Raw genomic sequence first — 16,198 nt, forward strand, 5'->3', positions numbered from 1 at the left:
GGGCTTTACTGTACGTTTACGCCGAAATCCATCGCAATTCCGCGCAGGCCGGAGGCGTAACCCTGGCCCACCGCACGGAACTTCCACTCCCCCTGGTACCGGTACAGCTCGCCGAAGATCATCGCCGTCTCGGTGGAGGCGTCCTCCGAGAGGTCGTAGCGGGCGATCTCCTGGCCGTCGGACAGGTTCACCACGCGGATGTACGCGTTGGAGACCTGGCCGAAGTTCTGCATCCGGGCCTCGGCGTCGTAGATGGAGACGGCGAACACCACCTTGTCCACCTGCACCGGGACGAGGTCGAGGAAGACCTTGACCACCTCGTCGTCGCCGTCGCCGTCACCGGTGAGGTTGTCGCCCTGGTGCTCCACCGAACCCTCGGGGCTCTTCAGGTTGTTGTAGAAGACGAAGTACTCGTCGCCCATGACCCGGCCACTGGAGACCAGCAGGGCGCTGGCGTCCAGGTCGAAGGGCGCACCGGTGGTGGAACGCGCGTCCCAGCCCAGGCCGACCTGCACCTGGGTGAGGTTCGGCGCGGCCTTGGTCAGCGAGACGTTGCCGCCCTTGGCGAGCGTGACACTCATGTACTTCCTCCCAGCTCCCGTCTCCGGGGCTCACGTTGGGCGTCTCGGTCGCCCGGCCGGTCCGGACGCACCCCAAGAGGTGTACGCCCCCGCACCGCCGCTCGACCCTGACCGCCCGCCTGAACTTCCTGAACTCCGCTGCCGGGCCCACCCGGGCACGACAGCGCCCGGGGCCGGCGGGGAGCGCTCTCGCTCCCGCCGGCCCCGGGCCCAGCCTATTCAATCGACCTGACGGTCAGACATTCACGCCGAAGTCCTGGGCGATCCCACGCAGACCGGAGGCGTAGCCCTGGCCGATGGCGCGGAACTTCCACTCCGCGCCGTTGCGGTAGAGCTCGCCGAAGACCATGGCGGTCTCGGTGGAGGCGTCCTCGGAGAGGTCGTACCGGGCGATCTCGGCGCCGCCGGCCTGGTTCACCACGCGGATGAAGGCGTTGCGGACCTGGCCGAAGTTCTGCTGCCGGTTGTCGGCGTCGTAGATCGAGACCGGGAAGACGATCTTGGCCACCTCGGCCGGGACACCGGCCAGGTTCACCTTGATCTGCTCGTCGTCGCCCTCGCCGGCGCCGGTCAGGTTGTCACCGGTGTGCTCGACGGAGCCGTCCTGGCTCTTGAGGTTGTTGAAGAAGACGAAGTCCGCGTCCGAGCGCACCCGGCCCGCTTCGTCGCACAGCAGCGCACTGGCATCCAGGTCGAAGTCCGACCCGGTGGTGGTGCGGACGTCCCACCCGAGGCCGACGATCACGGCCGTCAGGCCGGGCGCCTCCTTGGTGAGCGAGACATTGCCGCCCTTGCTCAGGCTGACACCCACGTGTTGCCTCCAAGACTCGGGAGGCACGTCGTGGTGCCCCCGGCGGTGCGGTGCGGGAACACCTCCCGGGATGCGGAAGGTCCCCGTCCTGCCAACGGCCCGATCGTAGTGCCGGGTTCCCCCGGGGGCGCCCGGTACGCGAAAAGGGCGCGCCGAACCGCGCGGCCGGACCACCGCGCACCTGGCGCCGGTGCGCGAGCCGGCGGCCGCGCCGCCTCACCCCGGCGCGGGAGTGGGCGTCCCGCGCCGGGAGGGGCGTGCCGGTCGTCCCGGGATCAGAGCGCGCCGAGGGCGGCCAGGTACTCCTGCTCGTCGCGGGCGTCCGGCAGGCCGTTGACCACCGACCAGCGCACCACGCCCTCCTTGTCGATCACGAAGGTGCCGCGGACCGCGCAGCCCTTCTCGTCGTTGAAGACGCCGTACTTCCGGGAGACGTCGCCGTGCGGCCAGAAGTCGGAGAGCAGCGGGTACTCCAGGCCCTCCTGGTCGGCGAAGACGCGCAGGGTGAACGGCGAGTCGTTGGAGACCGCGAGCACCTGGACCTCGTCGTTCTGCAGGCGCGGCAGCTCCTTCTGGATCGCGCAGACCTCGCCGGTGCAGACGCCGGTGAAGGCGAACGGGTAGAAGACCAGGACGACGTTCTTCTCACCGCGGTAGTCGGAGAGCTTGACCGTCTCGCCGTGCTGGTTCTTCAGCTCGAAGTCCGGAGCCTGGGTGCCGTTCTCGATGGCCATGGAGGGGGACCTTCCTCAGCGGGATGTACGGGACATCCGGCATCCTCGCATCCGTTCGAGCCCGTTCCGCCGTTCGGGTGAGGGCTTCCGACCGGTAGACCCCCGGTTTCGCCCTGGGTGAACATCCTCCCCGGCGGCACCTACAGCCGGGGAGGAGAGACGGCGGGGCCCCGCTGGAGGATCCTCCAGCGGGGCCCCGACCGGCGGCTCAGCGCTTGCCGGTCTTGGAAGCCTTCGGGGTGGCCAGGCGCGTGCCGGCCCACTCCTTCGCGATCGCCACCGAGCTGGTCTGGGACAGCCCTGCGGTCTTCGCGGCGTCGGCGATCTCGTGCGCCTCGACGTGCCCGTCGCGGCCCGTCTTGGGGGTCAGCAGCCAGATCAGACCGCCCTCGGCGAGGTACTCCAGCGCGTCGACCAGGGCATCGGTGAGATCCCCGTCCTCCTCGCGGTGCCACAGCAGAACGCCGTCGGCGACGTCGTCGTAGTCCTCGTCGACGAGCTCGGCGCCAGTGATCTCCTCGATGCCCTCGCGGAGGTCCTGGTCACAGTCTTCGTCGTACCCGAGCTCCTGGATGATCTGGCCCTCTTCGAAGCCAAGACGAGCTGCCGGGTTGGACTTGTCCGCGGGGTCCGCGGTCGCGCTCACGGGAATAACCTCCAGTATTTCGGCTCGGCGTCCATGCCGAGGCTGTGGCCGTAGTCCACACGGGAGTGGCGGTTCGCGCAAGTACCCGACCCCCGATCCCACCCAAAGGTTGACGTGTCGGGGCGGGACACGCCGACCTCTGTGTCGGCAATCACACCCATTTGCCCGTTTCGTCCATGACCGGGGTGCTTCGGGTGGACCCCTGCCCCGGTTCGTACTCATGACCGAGATGCGAACGGCATTCGGGTTCGACGCGAGTGCGGGCGTAGAGTCTCCTGTTGGCCCTCAACCCGACCGGCCGCCATCGGACGGTCGGGCCACCAGGTCGGACCACCTCTTTTCGTAACACCCGGTGGTGCGCGGACGCAGGCGACGAAGCCCCGCCGCACACCACCTGACCGGCCCGCCCACCAGGCGGAACGGTTACCGATCGGTAGAGATGACGGATCTCCGAGTCGCGGTACACGATGGAGGCGGCGCGACACACCTCAGTTTCGACCGACAGTGAAGGAACAGCGTGGCTTCCGGATCCGATCGCAACCCGATCATCATTGGCGGCCTTCCGAGTCAGGTCCCGGACTTCGATCCCGAGGAGACCGCGGAATGGCTGGAGTCGCTTGACGCTGCCATCGACGAGCGGGGGCGCGAGCGTGCCCGTTACCTGATGCTGCGGCTGATCGAGCGCGCCCGCGAGAAGCGTGTCGCCGTGCCCGAGATGCGCAGCACGGACTACGTCAACACCATCGCGACCAAGGACGAGCCGTTCTTCCCCGGCAACGAGGAGATCGAGCGGAAGATCCTCAACGCGACCCGCTGGAACGCGGCCGTGATGGTCTCCCGGGCGCAGCGCCCGGGCATCGGCGTCGGCGGCCACATCGCCACCTTCGCCTCCTCCGCGTCCCTGTACGACGTGGGCTTCAACTACTTCTTCCGCGGCAAGGACGCCGACGGCGAGAGCGGCGACCAGATCTTCTTCCAGGGTCACGCCTCGCCCGGCATCTACGCCCGCGCCTTCCTCCTGGACCGACTCACCGAGCAGCAGCTCGACGCCTTCCGCCAGGAGAAGTCCAAGGCGCCGTACGGCCTGTCCAGCTACCCGCACCCGCGGCTGATGCCGGACTTCTGGGAGTTCCCGACCGTCTCCATGGGCCTCGGCCCGCTGGGCGCGATCTACCAGGCCCGGATGAACCGGTACCTGGAGCACCGCGGCATCAAGGACACCTCGGACAGTCACGTCTACGCCTTCCTCGGCGACGGCGAGATGGACGAGCCCGAGTCGCTCGGCCAGCTCTCCCTGGCCGCCCGCGAGGGCCTGGACAACCTGACCTTCGTGGTGAACTGCAACCTGCAGCGCCTCGACGGCCCGGTCCGCGGCAACGGCAAGATCATCCAGGAGCTGGAGTCGCAGTTCCGCGGCGCCGGCTGGAACGTGATCAAGCTGGTCTGGGACCGCAGCTGGGACCCGCTGCTCGCGCAGGACCGCGACGGCGTCCTGGTGAACAAGCTGAACACCACGGTGGACGGCCAGTTCCAGACCTACGCCACCGAGACCGGCGCGTACATCCGCGAGCACTTCTTCGGCGGCGACCTGCGCCTGCGCGCGATGGTCGAGAACATGACCGACCACGAGATCCAGCACCTGGGCCGCGGCGGCCACGACCACCGCAAGGTCTACGCCGCGTTCAAGGCGGCCCGCGAGCACAAGGGCCAGCCGACGGTCATCCTCGCCCAGACGGTCAAGGGCTGGACGCTGGGCCCCAACTTCGAGGGCCGCAACGCCACCCACCAGATGAAGAAGCTGACGGTCGAGGACCTGAAGCGCTTCCGCGACCGCCTGCACCTGCCGATCACCGACAAGCAGCTGGACGAGGGCTACGCGCCCTACTACCACCCGGGCCGCGACTCGGAGGAGATCCAGTACATGCACGACCGCCGGCGCGAGCTCGGCGGTTACGTGCCGACCCGCAAGGTGCGGCCGCGCAAGCTGGAGCTGCCCGGCGACGACGCGTACAAGGCGGTCAAGAAGGGTTCCGGCAACCAGACCATCGCCACCACCATGGCGTTCGTCCGGCTGCTCAAGGACCTGATGCGGGACAAGGGCATCGGCAACCGCTTCGTGCCGATCGCGCCGGACGAGTACCGCACCTTCGGCATGGACTCGCTGTTCCCGTCCGCCAAGATCTACAACCCGCTCGGCCAGACCTACGAGTCGGTCGACCGCGAGCTGCTGCTGGCGTACAAGGAGTCCCCGACCGGCCAGATGCTGCACGACGGCATCTCCGAGGCGGGCTGCACCGCCTCGCTGATCGCCGCCGGCTCGTCCTACGCGACGCACGGCGAGCCGCTGATCCCGGTGTACGTCTTCTACTCGATGTTCGGGTTCCAGCGCACCGGTGACCAGTTCTGGCAGATGGCGGACCAGCTGGCCCGTGGCTTCGTCCTCGGCGCCACCGCCGGCCGCACCACCCTGACCGGTGAGGGCCTGCAGCACGCCGACGGCCACTCGCACCTGCTGGCCTCGACCAACCCGGCCGTGGTCTCCTACGACCCGGCGTACGGCTACGAGATCGCGCACATCGTCCAGGACGGTCTGCGGCGGATGTACGGCTCCTCCACCGAGCACCCGCAGGGTGAGGACGTCTTCTACTACATCACCGTCTACAACGAGCCGATCAAGATGCCTGCCGAGCCGGAGAACGTCGACGTCGACGGCATCCTCAAGGGCCTGTACCGGCTCAAGGGCGGCGAGGCGGGCGCCATCCCGGCGCAGATCCTCGCCTCCGGCGTGGCCGTGCCGTGGGCCCTGGAGGCCCAGCGCATCCTCGCCGAGGAGTGGAACGTCAAGGCCGACGTCTGGTCCGCGACCTCGTGGAACGAGCTGCGCCGCGACGCGATCGAGGCGGAGGAGTTCAACCTCCTGCACCCCGAGGAGCAGCAGCGCGTCCCGTACGTGACCGCCAAGCTCCAGGGCTCCGAGGGTCCGTTCGTCGCGGTCTCCGACTGGATGCGCGCGGTGCCGGACCAGATCTCGCGCTGGGTGCCGGGCGCCTGGCAGTCGCTGGGTGCGGACGGCTTCGGCTTCGCCGACACCCGTGGTGCGGCCCGCCGGTTCTTCCACATCGACGCGCAGTCGGTGGTCCTGGGCGTGCTGACCGAGCTGGCCAAGCAGGGCAAGATCGACCGTTCCGCGCTCAAGGAGGCGGTGGACCGCTACCAGCTGCTGGACGTGGCGGCGGCCGACCCGGGCGCGGCGGGCGGCGACGCCTGATCCGACCGGTTCGACGGTTTCGGTTCGTTCCGAGGGCCGGGTTCCCGCTGATGCGGGGGCCCGGCCCTCGGGCGTTCGACTGCGCGGTGTGCTCACCCGGGGGTGAAGGTGCCGAGCACGGTCGTGAAGCGCTGCTGGGCGGCGGTCCAGTCGCTCTCCGGTGAGGACGTGTAGATCGCGTACTCGGTGCCGTTGGAGGCGATGAACGCCTGGTCGGCGGCGTGCCGCGGGCCGCGCTGGTCGTTCCACGTGAACTCCCACAGGGCGCCCTGGTAGCCCTGGTAGACGTTCTCCCCCAGCTGGACCCGGTAGTAGTCGCGGGACTGGCCGACGGTCCGCTCCAGCTCCAGGAAGTGCGACTCCGGGCTCTGGGTGGCGCCCGGGTTGACGGCGAAGCGGAGCAGGTGCACGCCGCCGTCGGGCGAGTAGTCGATCTGGCCGCTGTTCTCGCTGCGGGTCCAGCCCGCCGGAACGGCCACCTGGAAGCCGGCCGGGTCGTCGACCCAGCGGTAGCCGGCGGGCGCGGCGGGCTGGGCCGGGGCGGCGGTGGTCGTCTGCGGCGCCGGGCTCCGGGTGACCGTACGGGTCTGGGTGGCGGTGGCGGTCGTGGTGGGGGCCGCGGACTGGGCCGGCGTGGGGGTCGGGGTGGCGGTGGGCGTGGGGCTCGGGCTCGTCGTGGTGGCCGGGGCGGAGGCGGTGAGGGCCGCCGTCGGACCCTTGCCGCCACCCGAGCCTGCGGCCACCACGGCGTAGGTGACGCCGCCGATCATCATCACTCCCAGGACGCCGCCGGCCACCATCAGCGCGCGCTTGCGGCGGCGGTCGCGCTCCGCGTCGGGGCCGTCGCCGGGACGGCCTCGGGGCGGCCCGCCGGGCCCGGCGGGCGGCGGCGGGGGACCGGGCGGCGGGGTGTCCGCCCCGAAGGCGGGCGGCACCGGGACGGGGGCCACCGGCGTGGGGGGCGTCGGCGTGGGCCTCGGTGGAGGGGTGGCGGGGGTGGGGCGGCCGGGGAGCGGGGTCGGCGGGGTGGACTGGGTCCGGGTGTGGTCCTGGTCCTGGTCCTGGCTCCGGGTCCGGTCCTCCTGCCCTGGCGGCTGCGTTGGCGCCGGGTACACCGCGGGTGGGGCCAGGGCGGTGGGCGGGTGCAGGGAGGTGCCGCCGGTGCTGGCGGCGGCCACCTCGCGCAGCAGGCGCAGCGCCTCCTCCGCGGCCGGGCGGTCGGTGGGGTCCTTGCGGAGCAGCAGCTCGATGACGGGGGCGAGCGCGCCGGCGTGGCGGGGTTCGGGCAGCGGGTCCGCGATGACCGCCTGAAGGGTGCTCATGGTGGTGGTGCGGTGGAACGGGGACTGGCCCTCGACCGCCGCGAACAGCGTCGCACCCAGCGACCACAGGTCGGACTCCGGTCCGGGCCGGTGGCCGGTGATCCGCTCGGGGGCGACGTAGTCCGGGGAGCCGACGATGTCTCCGGTCCTGGTCAGGCCGGGCGAGCCGACGAGCATCGCGATCCCGAAGTCGGTGAGCACCACCCGGCCGCCGCGCTCCAGCAGCACGTTGGCGGGTTTGACGTCCCGGTGCAGGACGCCGTGCCGGTGCGCCTGGTCCAGGGCGGCCACCACCTGCTCGCCGACCCGGGCGGCGTCCCGGGGCAGCAGGATGCCCTCGGTGTCGATGACCTCGGCCAGGGACTGACCGTCGATCAGTTCCATGACGATCCACGGCCGGCCGTCCTGCTCCAGCACGTCGTGAATGGTGATCACACCGGGGTGCTTGATCTGGGCGGCGGCGCGGGCCTCCTGGAGCATCCGGGAGTGCAGCGTGGGCAGTTCGCTCTCGGGGACCCCGCTGACGCTCAGTTCCTTGACCGCGACCCGGCGGTCGAGCTTGAGGTCCTCCGCCACCCACACCGTGCCCATGCCGCCGCGGCCGAGCCGTTCACCGAGCCGGTAACGGCCTGCGATCACCCGGGGCCCGCCCGCCGGGCCGGGTCCGTCCTGACTGCCCATGGCCTTCCCCGCAATCCGCAGTCGCCCCCTCTCCTCTCAGTCTCACGCGGGCCCCGGAGCCTGGCGACCGCGCCGGTATCGCGCGAGGTGAGGGGTGGTGCGGGCCCCCGATGGGCGCAGTCCGGAGCGCCCCGGACGGGGTGGGCGGCCAGAATCGGGGCGACCGCCGAGATGTGCCGAGTAGCGCTGAGAGGGGTGCTGCCATGCACGAGGAGATCATCGCCAGAGCCGGCTTCCTGCTGGCGGAGCTGCGGCTCAGCCCGGCCGACGCCCAGTTGCGACTGCGGGACTATTTCCCGGACCTGGAACGGGAGGAACGCATCCGCTACGTCCACGAGGCGGGATCCCTCCTCCAGAACGGAGCAACTCACAGGTAGGGGGGCACCGGTCAACCCTGGGAGCGGAAACCCCAGGGGCAGCGGTAACCACTGAAGGGGCGCGGGGAACTGCGCGCAGCGGTAGCGCACACGTCGCACGCTCCCGCCCTCGCGCAGTTCCCCGCGCCCCTGAAAACACCCGGGCATCCCGTTCCCGGAAAAGCTCCCGGCTATCCCGCTCCTGGAAAGCCCCCGGCGGGTCAGATGTGGACCGACGGGCCCGTCTCGGTGGTGCCCCGCTTGGTGAGGAGGCCGAGGCCGGCCGCTGCGAGGGCGACCACCGCGGCGACGGTGAAGGCCAGGGACATGCCGCTCACGAAGGAGGAGTGGACGGCGTCCGCCATGGCGTCCAGCACCTGCTCCGGGAGGCCCTCCGGCCGCGGGGCGATGCCCAGCTGCGCGGCCTGCCCGAGCTGCTCGGCCTGGGCGGGGTCGGCCGGCATCTGGAGGCCCTTGGCGGTGAGGTTCCCGGGCAGGGTCTCGGTGACCTTGGAGGCCATCACGGCGCCGAGGACGGCGGTACCGAGGCTGCCGCCGACCTGCATGGCGGCCTGCTGGAGGCCGCCCGCCACGCCGGAGAGCTCCAGCGGCGCGTTGCCGACGATGACCTCGGTGGCGCCGACCATGACCGGGCTGAGCCCGAGCCCCATCAGCAGGAACCAGAGGGACATCACGCCGGTGCCGGTCCCGGTGTCCAGGGTGGACATGCCGAGCATGGCGGCGGTGGTGAAGACCATGCCGGTGACGATCGGGATGCGCGGGCCGAGCTTGCCGATGGCGGCGCCGGCCACCGGCGCGCCGACGATCATCATGCCGGTCATCGGGAGCAGGTGGACGCCGGCCTGGACCGGGGTCATCCCGTGGACGTTCTGCAGGTAGAAGGTGATGAAGAAGACGCCGCCGAAGAAGGCGAAGGCCATCAGGACCATCAGCAGGGCGCCGGCGGAGAGCGGGACCGAGCGGAACAGGCTGAGCGGGATCAGCGGCTCCTCGGCGCGGGTCTGCCAGAGGGCGAAGAGCACCATGGCGGCCAGCGCGCCGCCGAGGAAGAGCAGGGTGGTCGGGTCGCCCCAGCCCCAGGTGGGGGCCTTGATGATGCCCCAGACCAGCATGAACATCGCGCCGGAGAGCAGGACGATGCCGGGGATGTCGAAGGACCTGGCGGCGTTCTCGGCCTTCACGTCGCGCAGCACCCACAGGCCGAGCAGCAGGGCGACCAGGCCGACCGGGATGTTGATGTAGAAGACCGACTCCCAGTTGACGTGCTCGACCAGCAGGCCGCCGACGATCGGGCCGGCCGCGGTGGAGGCGCCGATGACGCCGCCCCAGATGCCGATGGCCATGTTGAGCCGCTCGGCCGGGAAGGCGCCGCGGAGCAGGCCGAGGGCGGCGGGCTGGAGCAGCGCGCCGAACAGGCCCTGGAGCACCCGGAAGAAGATCACCTGCTGGATCGAGCCGGCCACGCCGATGGCGGCGGAGGTGGCGGCGAAGCCGACGGCGCCGACCAGGAAGGTGTTCTTGTGGCCGAACCGGTCGCCGATCTTGCCCGCGGTGATCAGGAAGACGGCGAGCGCAAGCAGGTAGCCGCTGGTGACCCACTGGATGTCGGCCGGGGAGGCGCCCAGGTCGGTCTGGATGACGGGGTTGGCGATGGCGACCACGGTGCCGTCGAGGGCCACCATCATCACGCCGACGGCCACGGTGAGCAGGGTCAGCCAGGGGTGGCCCTTGAGGCTGCGCGCGGGCGGCGGAGCGGGGTCCGCCTGCTTTCCGGTGAGAACGGACTGGCTCATCTGGGGCCTTCCCTGAGCTGGAGGTACGCGGCGGGAGCCGGAGGTACACGGCGGAGCTTGAGGTGCGGGGGGTGGCGCCGCGGACCCACCCGTCCCCACGAGCTGTCCGGCCCGGCGGGCGCCACCCCCGCGAGGAGATTATGTCAGTCCCTGACATTCGGCAAACAGTGACGACTGACACACGGTGACTTCTGGCTACTTCTGCCATATGGCAGAGCGCTATCGTTGGCACATGGTCACGCCGCTCACCGAACCGACGGCCTCCGCGTCCGCCCCCTGCCGGGTCCTCGGACTGCGCGAACGGAAGAAGCAGCGCACCCGGGACGCGCTCGTCGACGCCGCGCACAGCCTGTTCCTCAGTCAGGGCTACGCCCGCACCACCGTGGACGAGATCGCCGGGGCGGTGGACGTCTCGCAGCGCACCTTCTTCCGGTACTTCGCCAACAAGGAGGAGGTCGCCCTCGCCGTCATGGCCGACGCCGAGGACTTCTTCATCGACTGCCTGCGGGCCCGCCCCGCCGGGGAGAACCCGCTGGAGGCGATGCGCGCGGCGATCACCGAGGCGTGGCGGACCCTCGGCGACGTCCAGGGCACCGGCCCCGGCAGCGTCACCGCGGCCCTGGAGCTGTTCGAGCTGATCGAGACCACCCCGACGCTGCTGGCGGCCCACCTGCGGCACACCACCGAGCAGGAGGCGACCGTCGCCTCGGTGATCGCCGAGCGGGAGGGCCTCGACCCGGCGGTCGACCTGCGCCCGCGTCTGCTGGCCGCGGTGTTCGGCGCGGTGGTCCGGCTCTCCCACCTGTCCTGGACCTCCGACCCCACCGCGCACCGGGCCGGCCCGGACGGCATGATCGAACTGATCGAGCGTCACTTCGACCAGCTCGGGCCCGCCCTGGCCGGATCCTGGCGCTGAGCCGGGAGGGCTCCCACCGTTGAGCCGGGTGGGCTCCCGGCACGGAGCGGGCCCGGGAGCCCACCCGCCGTCATACCGGGGTATGACACCGCACTCCCGCCCCCGGTACGACGACGGCCGCCCGGCGGCGCCCTACGCTCTGGACGGGTGAACCCGCTCAGCACCCTTGCCCGCAGCCTCGCGGAGCCCTCCCCCGACCACCGTCCGCTGCTCTCCCGGTCGCCCCGGATCTGGGTCCGGGTGATCCCGTACCTGGTGGCGGTGGCGCTGATCGCCTCGCTGCTGCCGACCGGGATCAACCTGCTGCGCGACTCGTACCACGTCGACGGGTACCTGGCCGCGGCGGTGGTGCTCGGCCAGACCCTGCCGCTGCTGGCCGCGGTCGGACGGCCGCTGCAGGCGTGGTGGGTGGTCGGCGGCTCGGTGGCGGCCGGGGCGCTGCTCACCGCCGACAGCCCGACCGGCGCCGGGCCCTGGCCCTGGCCGGTCACGTCGATGATCGGCTACTTCTTCCTGATGCTGGCCCTCGCCCTGCGCGAGCACGGGCGGACCCTGCTCGCGGTCTGGCTGACCACCCTGCTGGCCACCGCGGTGGCGGCGGTCGGCTGGCAGCAGCGCTTCGACCCGGCCTCCATCGTGGCCGTCACCCTGAGCGGCGCGGTCCTGCTGCTCGGCTGGAGCCTGCGCGGTCGCGGCGAGGCGCAGCGGCTGCTGGCCGAGCAGGAGCGGATCAGCGAGGCCGAGCGCGGCCTGCGCACCCTGCTGGAGGAGCGGGCCAGGATCGCCCGGGAGCTGCACGACGTGGTGGCCCACCACATGTCGGTGATCACCGTGCAGGCGGACAGCGCGCCGTACCGGATCGAGGGGCTTCCGGTGGCGGCGGTCGAGGAGTTCGGCAGCATCGCGGCCGCCGCCCGCGGCTCGCTGTCGGAGATGCGGCGGCTGCTGGGGGTGCTGCGCAGCGCCGACAGCGAGGCGGACAAGACCCCGCAGCCGGGGCTCGCCGACCTGGACGGGCTGGTGCGGCGGGTGGCGGCCGCCGGGGTGGCGGCCGAGCTGGCGGTGGACCCCGCGGTCGCCGCACTCGGCGAACTCCCGCCGGCGGTGGACCTGTCGGCGTACCGGATCGTCCAGGAGGCGCTCGCCAACGTGGTGCGGCACGCTCCCGGGGCGCGGGCCCGGGTCGCGCTGGCGCCCACGGAGGCCGGGCTGGCGGTGACCGTGGTGAACGACGCCGGGCCCGGTGGCGGCTCGGCCGACGCGGCCGTGGAGCCGGGTGGGGGCACCGGGCACGGGCTGGTCGGAATGCGGGAGCGGGTCCGGCTGCTGAATGGCAGTCTGGACACCGGCCCGCTGCCCGACGGCGGTTTCCGGGTCGCCGCCGTCCTGCCAGTCGATCACCCGGGGGAGACCACCGCATGACCATCCGCGTGCTCATCGTCGACGACCAGGCCATGGTCCGGGCCGGCTTCGCGGCGCTGCTCAACGCCCAGCCCGACATCGACGTGGTCGGCGACGCCGCCGACGGGAAGCAGGCGCTGGAGGCCAGCGCCCGCACCCACCCGGACGTGGTGCTGATGGACGTGCGGATGCCGGAGATGGACGGCCTGGAGGCGGCCCGCCGGCTGCTCGACCCGGCGCCCGGCACCGCGCACCGGCCGCGGGTGCTGATGCTCACCACCTTCGACGTGGACGACTACGTGTACGAGGCGCTGCGCGCCGGGGCCAGCGGCTTCCTGCTCAAGGACGCCCCGCCGGCGGACCTGATCTCGGCGGTCCGGGTGGTGGCGGCCGGGGAGGCGCTGCTGGCGCCCTCGGTGACCCGCCGGCTGATCGAGGACTTCGCCCGGACCCGCCCGGCGCCGCGCCGGGATCCGCGGCTGCGGCTGAACGGCCTGACCGCCCGGGAGACCGAGGTGCTGGAGCTGATCGCCCGTGGCCTGTCCAACCAGGAGATCGCGGCCCGGCTGGTGGTCGCCGAGCAGACGGTCAAGACGCACATCGGCCGCATCCTGGCCAAGCTCGACCTCCGCGACCGCGCCCAGGCGGTGGTGCTGGCGTACGAGTCGGGGCTGGTGGCCCCGGGGCAGTAGCACCCCGAACACCGGGGTGGCTCCGGGGTATGACGGTCCGTTTGGCCCCGCGGTGTGACGTCCGCGGGGCCGTCCTCTTCCTACCTTCCTCCCGTCCGGGCCGAGGGGGCCGGGGGAGAGGAGGACCGCGATGCCGCGATTCAGGCGCGCGGTGGCCGTGGCCGCACTGGCCGCGACCGCCGTGCTGGGGGTGGGCGGCTGGGCCGCCGCGGACGGGCAGACCCCGCTGACCGGGCCGCCGCCGGGCAGCGCCGCCTGGTCGGCCGACGCCGTGCTGGGCCGGCCACTGCCGGATCCGGCGACCGCCGCACCGGCCGAGGTGGCCGCGTTCTTCGCCGCGCTGCCCGCCGGGCGGCCGGAGGAGCTGGCGCTGCGCCACCCGCGGGTGGTGGGCAACCTGGACGGCGCGCCGGTCGCCCTGCGGTACCGGGCCAACGCGCAGGCGCTGGCCGAGGAGCGGCGCGCCGAGCTGGTCCGGGCCGCGGACGGCTCGCTGCCCGAGCGGGTCCGGGCCGCGGCACGGGAGCGCGCCGAGCGGTACGCCTCGCTGGCCGGCCGCCGGATCCTCGCCTTCGACCCGCGCGGCCGCGGCCTGGTCGCCGAGGTGTACGGCGACCTGGGGACCGCCCGGCGCACCGCTGTGGTGGTGCCGGGCTCGGACGTGGACCTGATGCGCTTCGACCGGGCCCAGGACCCGTACGGCACTCCCGCCGGGATGGCCCGGGCGCTGTACGAGGCGGCCGGCGGGCAGGTCGCGGTGGTCGCCTGGACCGGCTACACCACCCCGGTGGGCGTCGGCGTGGACGCGGCCACCGAGCGGCTGGCCGCCGCCGGGGGCACCCGGCTGCACCGGTTCCTCCAGGGACTGGCGCCGGCCACCGGACCGGTCACCCTGTTCTGCCACAGCTACGGCTCGGTGGTCTGCGCCCGGGCCGGGCTCGGCCCCGAACTCGCCGCCGACGCCGTGGTGTTCGGCTCGCCCGGGACGGGCCTGGAACGCGCCGCCGACCTCGGGGTGCCGCTGTGGGCCGCCGAGCGGAACGGCTCGGACTGGATCGGCCGGGTGCCGAACGTCTCACTGTTCGGCCTCGGCCACGGCGACGACCCCACCGCGCCCCGGTTCGGCGCCCGGGTGGTCTCCTCCGCCGGGTCGCACGGCCACACCGGCTACTTCGCCCCCGGGACGGCCTCGCTGGCCAACTTCGCCGCCCTCGCGCTCGGCGACCGCACCGCCGTCACCTGCTCCGCCGACAGCCGGGAGTGCCGCGATGCCCGCTGAGACCACCGCCACCGCCCTGCGGTACCCCGCCCGCCTCACCACCCGCCTCACCACCGGCCTGCGCCGGTCCGCCGCCCGGGTGGAGGCCGCCACCCCGCCGAGCCGCGACCGCGCCCTGGACGGGCTGCGCGCCCTCGCCCTGCTCTCCGTCCCCGTCGGGCACTGGATGCTCGGCGGCTTCACCACCGACGCCGACGGGGTGCTGCACAACGCCAGCCCGCTCTCCTCGCTGGGCTTCTTCGCCCCGCTCTCCTGGGTGCTGCAGATGCTCGGGGTGTTCTTCCTGGTCGGCGGCCACTCCTCGGCCGCCTCGCTGGAGCGGGCCCGGGCCCGGGGGACGGGCACCGCCGGGTGGCTGCGCGGCCGGGTGCTGCGGCTGCTGCGCCCGGTGCTCGGGGTGGCCGCGGTGTGGGCGCTGCTGGTCCCGCTGCTGCGGGCCGCCGGCGTCCCGGACGGCACGGTCCGCACCGGGGCCGTGCTGGTGGTGCAGCCGCTCTGGTACATCGGCGTCTACCTGGTGCTGACCGCGCTGACCCCGCTCTGCGCGGCGGCCGCCCGCCGGCTGGGCGGCTGGGCGGCGCTGCCGCTGCTCGGCTCGGTCGCCGCGGTCGACCTGCTGCGGTACGGGCCGTGGTCCGCGGCGATGCCCTCCTGGCTCGCCCTGCTGAACCTGCTGCCCGGCTGGCTGTTCGGCTACCAGCTCGGCGTCTGCTGGGCCCGCGGGCGGATCGGCCGGCCCGGCGCCGCGCTGCTGCTGGGCGGCGGGGCCGCGCTGTTCGCGGTGCTGCTGCTGGTCTTCCACTACCCGGCGAGCATGGTCGGGGTGCCGGGGGTGGAGCGGACCAACTCGCACCCGCCGTCCCTGCTGGTCCTGGCGCTGGCCGCGGTGCAGTGCGGTGCGGCCGTCCTGCTGCGGGACCGGATCGGGCGCCTGCTGCGCCGCCCGGCGCTCTGGCTGCCGGTGGTGGCGGTCAACCTGTCCGCGATGACGATCTTCTGCTGGCACCAGACCGCGATGTTCGCGGTGGCGCTGCCCGGCTCGGCGCTCGGCGCCGTCCCGGGGCTGATCGGCACGCCCGACTCGCTCGGCTGGGTGCTCGGCCGGCTGGCCTGGCTGCCGGTGTTCGGCCTGGTGCTGGCCGCGATCGGCCGCTACGCCCGGCGGTTCGACGGCCCGTGGCCCTCGCGCGGCTGGCGGGCGGTGGCCGGGGCGGGCGCGGCGCTGTTCGCGGTGTACGCGCTCGGGGTGGTGTGAGCGCCGGCTGTCGGTGGCCGGTCCTACGCTGGGCCCATGGTGACGTTCGATCAGTTCACGGCGATGGGCCTGGCACTGCCGCAGGCGTACGAGGAGCTCACCTGGGAGACCGAGGTGACCCTGCGGGTCAACAAGAAGATCTTCGCGATGGGCACCCCGGAGTCGGGGAACGTGTCGGTGAAGGCCTCCAAGGAGGACCAGGCCGAACTGCTCGCCGCCGCACCCGAGGTGTACTCCCCCGCGCCGTACGTCGGGCGGCACGGCTGGGTGCGGGTGGTCCTCGACAAGGCGGACGCGGAGGAGCTGCGCGACCTGATCACCGACGCCTGGCGCAGCGTCGCGCCGAAGAAGCTGGTCAGGGAGTTCGACGCGGAGGGCTGAGCACCTGTCCGAACGGACACCCACACGGGGGAATGTGATTCAGAACACGGTTTGCGCGCTG

The 16,198-nt window shown here is 72.7% G+C and carries 14 protein-coding genes; 8 read left to right on the forward strand and 6 right to left on the reverse strand.

Features of this window, described 5'->3' with window-relative positions:
- Positions 1 to 5 precede the first annotated feature (5 nt).
- The 4 genes from ABWK59_RS11230 to ABWK59_RS11245 all read right to left on the reverse strand — a co-directional run bounded on the left by ABWK59_RS11230 (position 6) and on the right by ABWK59_RS11245 (position 2,772).
- Positions 6 to 581 carry a TerD family protein gene (locus tag ABWK59_RS11230; RefSeq protein WP_354640129.1) on the reverse strand — a complete coding sequence of 192 codons (576 nt, stop codon included), beginning with the start codon at positions 579 to 581 and terminating at the stop codon, positions 6 to 8.
- Positions 582 to 816: 235 nt separating this feature from the next.
- A complete protein-coding gene (locus ABWK59_RS11235; RefSeq protein ID WP_354640131.1) occupies positions 817 to 1,392 on the reverse strand; it encodes a TerD family protein in 576 nt (191 codons plus the stop codon).
- 275 nt (positions 1,393 to 1,667) lie between these two features.
- Positions 1,668 to 2,126, reverse strand: coding sequence for a peroxiredoxin (locus tag ABWK59_RS11240; protein WP_354640133.1), 459 nt, complete (start codon positions 2,124 to 2,126; stop codon positions 1,668 to 1,670).
- A gap of 208 nt (positions 2,127 to 2,334) precedes the next feature.
- A complete protein-coding gene (locus ABWK59_RS11245; RefSeq protein WP_354640135.1) occupies positions 2,335 to 2,772 on the reverse strand; it encodes a DUF3052 domain-containing protein in 438 nt (145 codons plus the stop codon).
- 517 nt (positions 2,773 to 3,289) lie between these two features.
- Between ABWK59_RS11245 and aceE the strand changes: the two genes are divergently transcribed.
- Entirely contained in the window at positions 3,290 to 6,040 is a 2,751-nt protein-coding gene (gene aceE, locus ABWK59_RS11250) for a pyruvate dehydrogenase (acetyl-transferring), homodimeric type (protein ID WP_354640137.1), read from the forward strand.
- 92 nt (positions 6,041 to 6,132) lie between these two features.
- Here the strand turns inward: aceE and ABWK59_RS11255 are convergent, their stop codons facing one another.
- Positions 6,133 to 8,043: a serine/threonine-protein kinase gene (locus ABWK59_RS11255; protein ID WP_354640139.1), complete on the reverse strand. Its 1,911-nt coding sequence runs from the start codon at positions 8,041 to 8,043 to the stop codon at positions 6,133 to 6,135.
- Positions 8,044 to 8,246: 203 nt separating this feature from the next.
- Between ABWK59_RS11255 and ABWK59_RS11260 the strand changes: the two genes are divergently transcribed.
- Positions 8,247 to 8,420 carry a hypothetical protein gene (locus ABWK59_RS11260; protein ID WP_354640141.1) on the forward strand — a complete coding sequence of 58 codons (174 nt, stop codon included), beginning with the start codon at positions 8,247 to 8,249 and terminating at the stop codon, positions 8,418 to 8,420.
- 200 nt (positions 8,421 to 8,620) lie between these two features.
- On the opposite strand, the gene ABWK59_RS11265 is transcribed toward ABWK59_RS11260, so the two are convergent.
- Positions 8,621 to 10,213: an MFS transporter gene (locus tag ABWK59_RS11265; protein WP_354640142.1), complete on the reverse strand. Its 1,593-nt coding sequence runs from the start codon at positions 10,211 to 10,213 to the stop codon at positions 8,621 to 8,623.
- Positions 10,214 to 10,445: 232 nt separating this feature from the next.
- On the opposite strand from ABWK59_RS11265, the gene ABWK59_RS11270 reads away from it, so the two are divergent.
- From ABWK59_RS11270 to ABWK59_RS11295, 6 genes are all read left to right on the forward strand, one after another.
- Positions 10,446 to 11,129, forward strand: a complete 684-nt coding sequence (locus ABWK59_RS11270) for a TetR/AcrR family transcriptional regulator (RefSeq protein ID WP_354640144.1) — start codon at positions 10,446 to 10,448, stop codon at positions 11,127 to 11,129.
- A gap of 147 nt (positions 11,130 to 11,276) precedes the next feature.
- The gene (locus tag ABWK59_RS11275; RefSeq protein WP_354640146.1) at positions 11,277 to 12,551 is read left to right on the forward strand and encodes a sensor histidine kinase; all 1,275 of its coding nucleotides are present in this window, start codon (positions 11,277 to 11,279) and stop codon (positions 12,549 to 12,551) included.
- Positions 12,548 to 13,222 carry a response regulator transcription factor gene (locus ABWK59_RS11280; RefSeq protein ID WP_354640148.1) on the forward strand — a complete coding sequence of 225 codons (675 nt, stop codon included), beginning with the start codon at positions 12,548 to 12,550 and terminating at the stop codon, positions 13,220 to 13,222. Before ABWK59_RS11275 ends, ABWK59_RS11280 begins: the two co-directional genes overlap by 4 nt.
- 130 nt (positions 13,223 to 13,352) lie before the next feature.
- The gene (locus tag ABWK59_RS11285; RefSeq protein WP_354640150.1) at positions 13,353 to 14,501 is read left to right on the forward strand and encodes an alpha/beta hydrolase; all 1,149 of its coding nucleotides are present in this window, start codon (positions 13,353 to 13,355) and stop codon (positions 14,499 to 14,501) included.
- Positions 14,491 to 15,756 carry an acyltransferase family protein gene (locus ABWK59_RS11290; protein WP_354640152.1) on the forward strand — a complete coding sequence of 422 codons (1,266 nt, stop codon included), beginning with the start codon at positions 14,491 to 14,493 and terminating at the stop codon, positions 15,754 to 15,756. The genes ABWK59_RS11285 and ABWK59_RS11290 overlap by 11 nt, the downstream gene beginning before the upstream one ends.
- Before the next feature lie 36 nt (positions 15,757 to 15,792).
- On the forward strand, positions 15,793 to 16,137 hold the full coding sequence (locus ABWK59_RS11295) for an MmcQ/YjbR family DNA-binding protein (RefSeq protein ID WP_354640154.1): 345 nt from the start codon (positions 15,793 to 15,795) through the stop codon (positions 16,135 to 16,137).
- Positions 16,138 to 16,198 lie beyond the last annotated feature (61 nt).

The sequence above is a fragment of the Kitasatospora sp. HUAS MG31 genome (assembly GCF_040571325.1).
Taxonomy (GTDB): Bacteria; Actinomycetota; Actinomycetes; order Streptomycetales; family Streptomycetaceae; genus Kitasatospora; species Kitasatospora camelliae.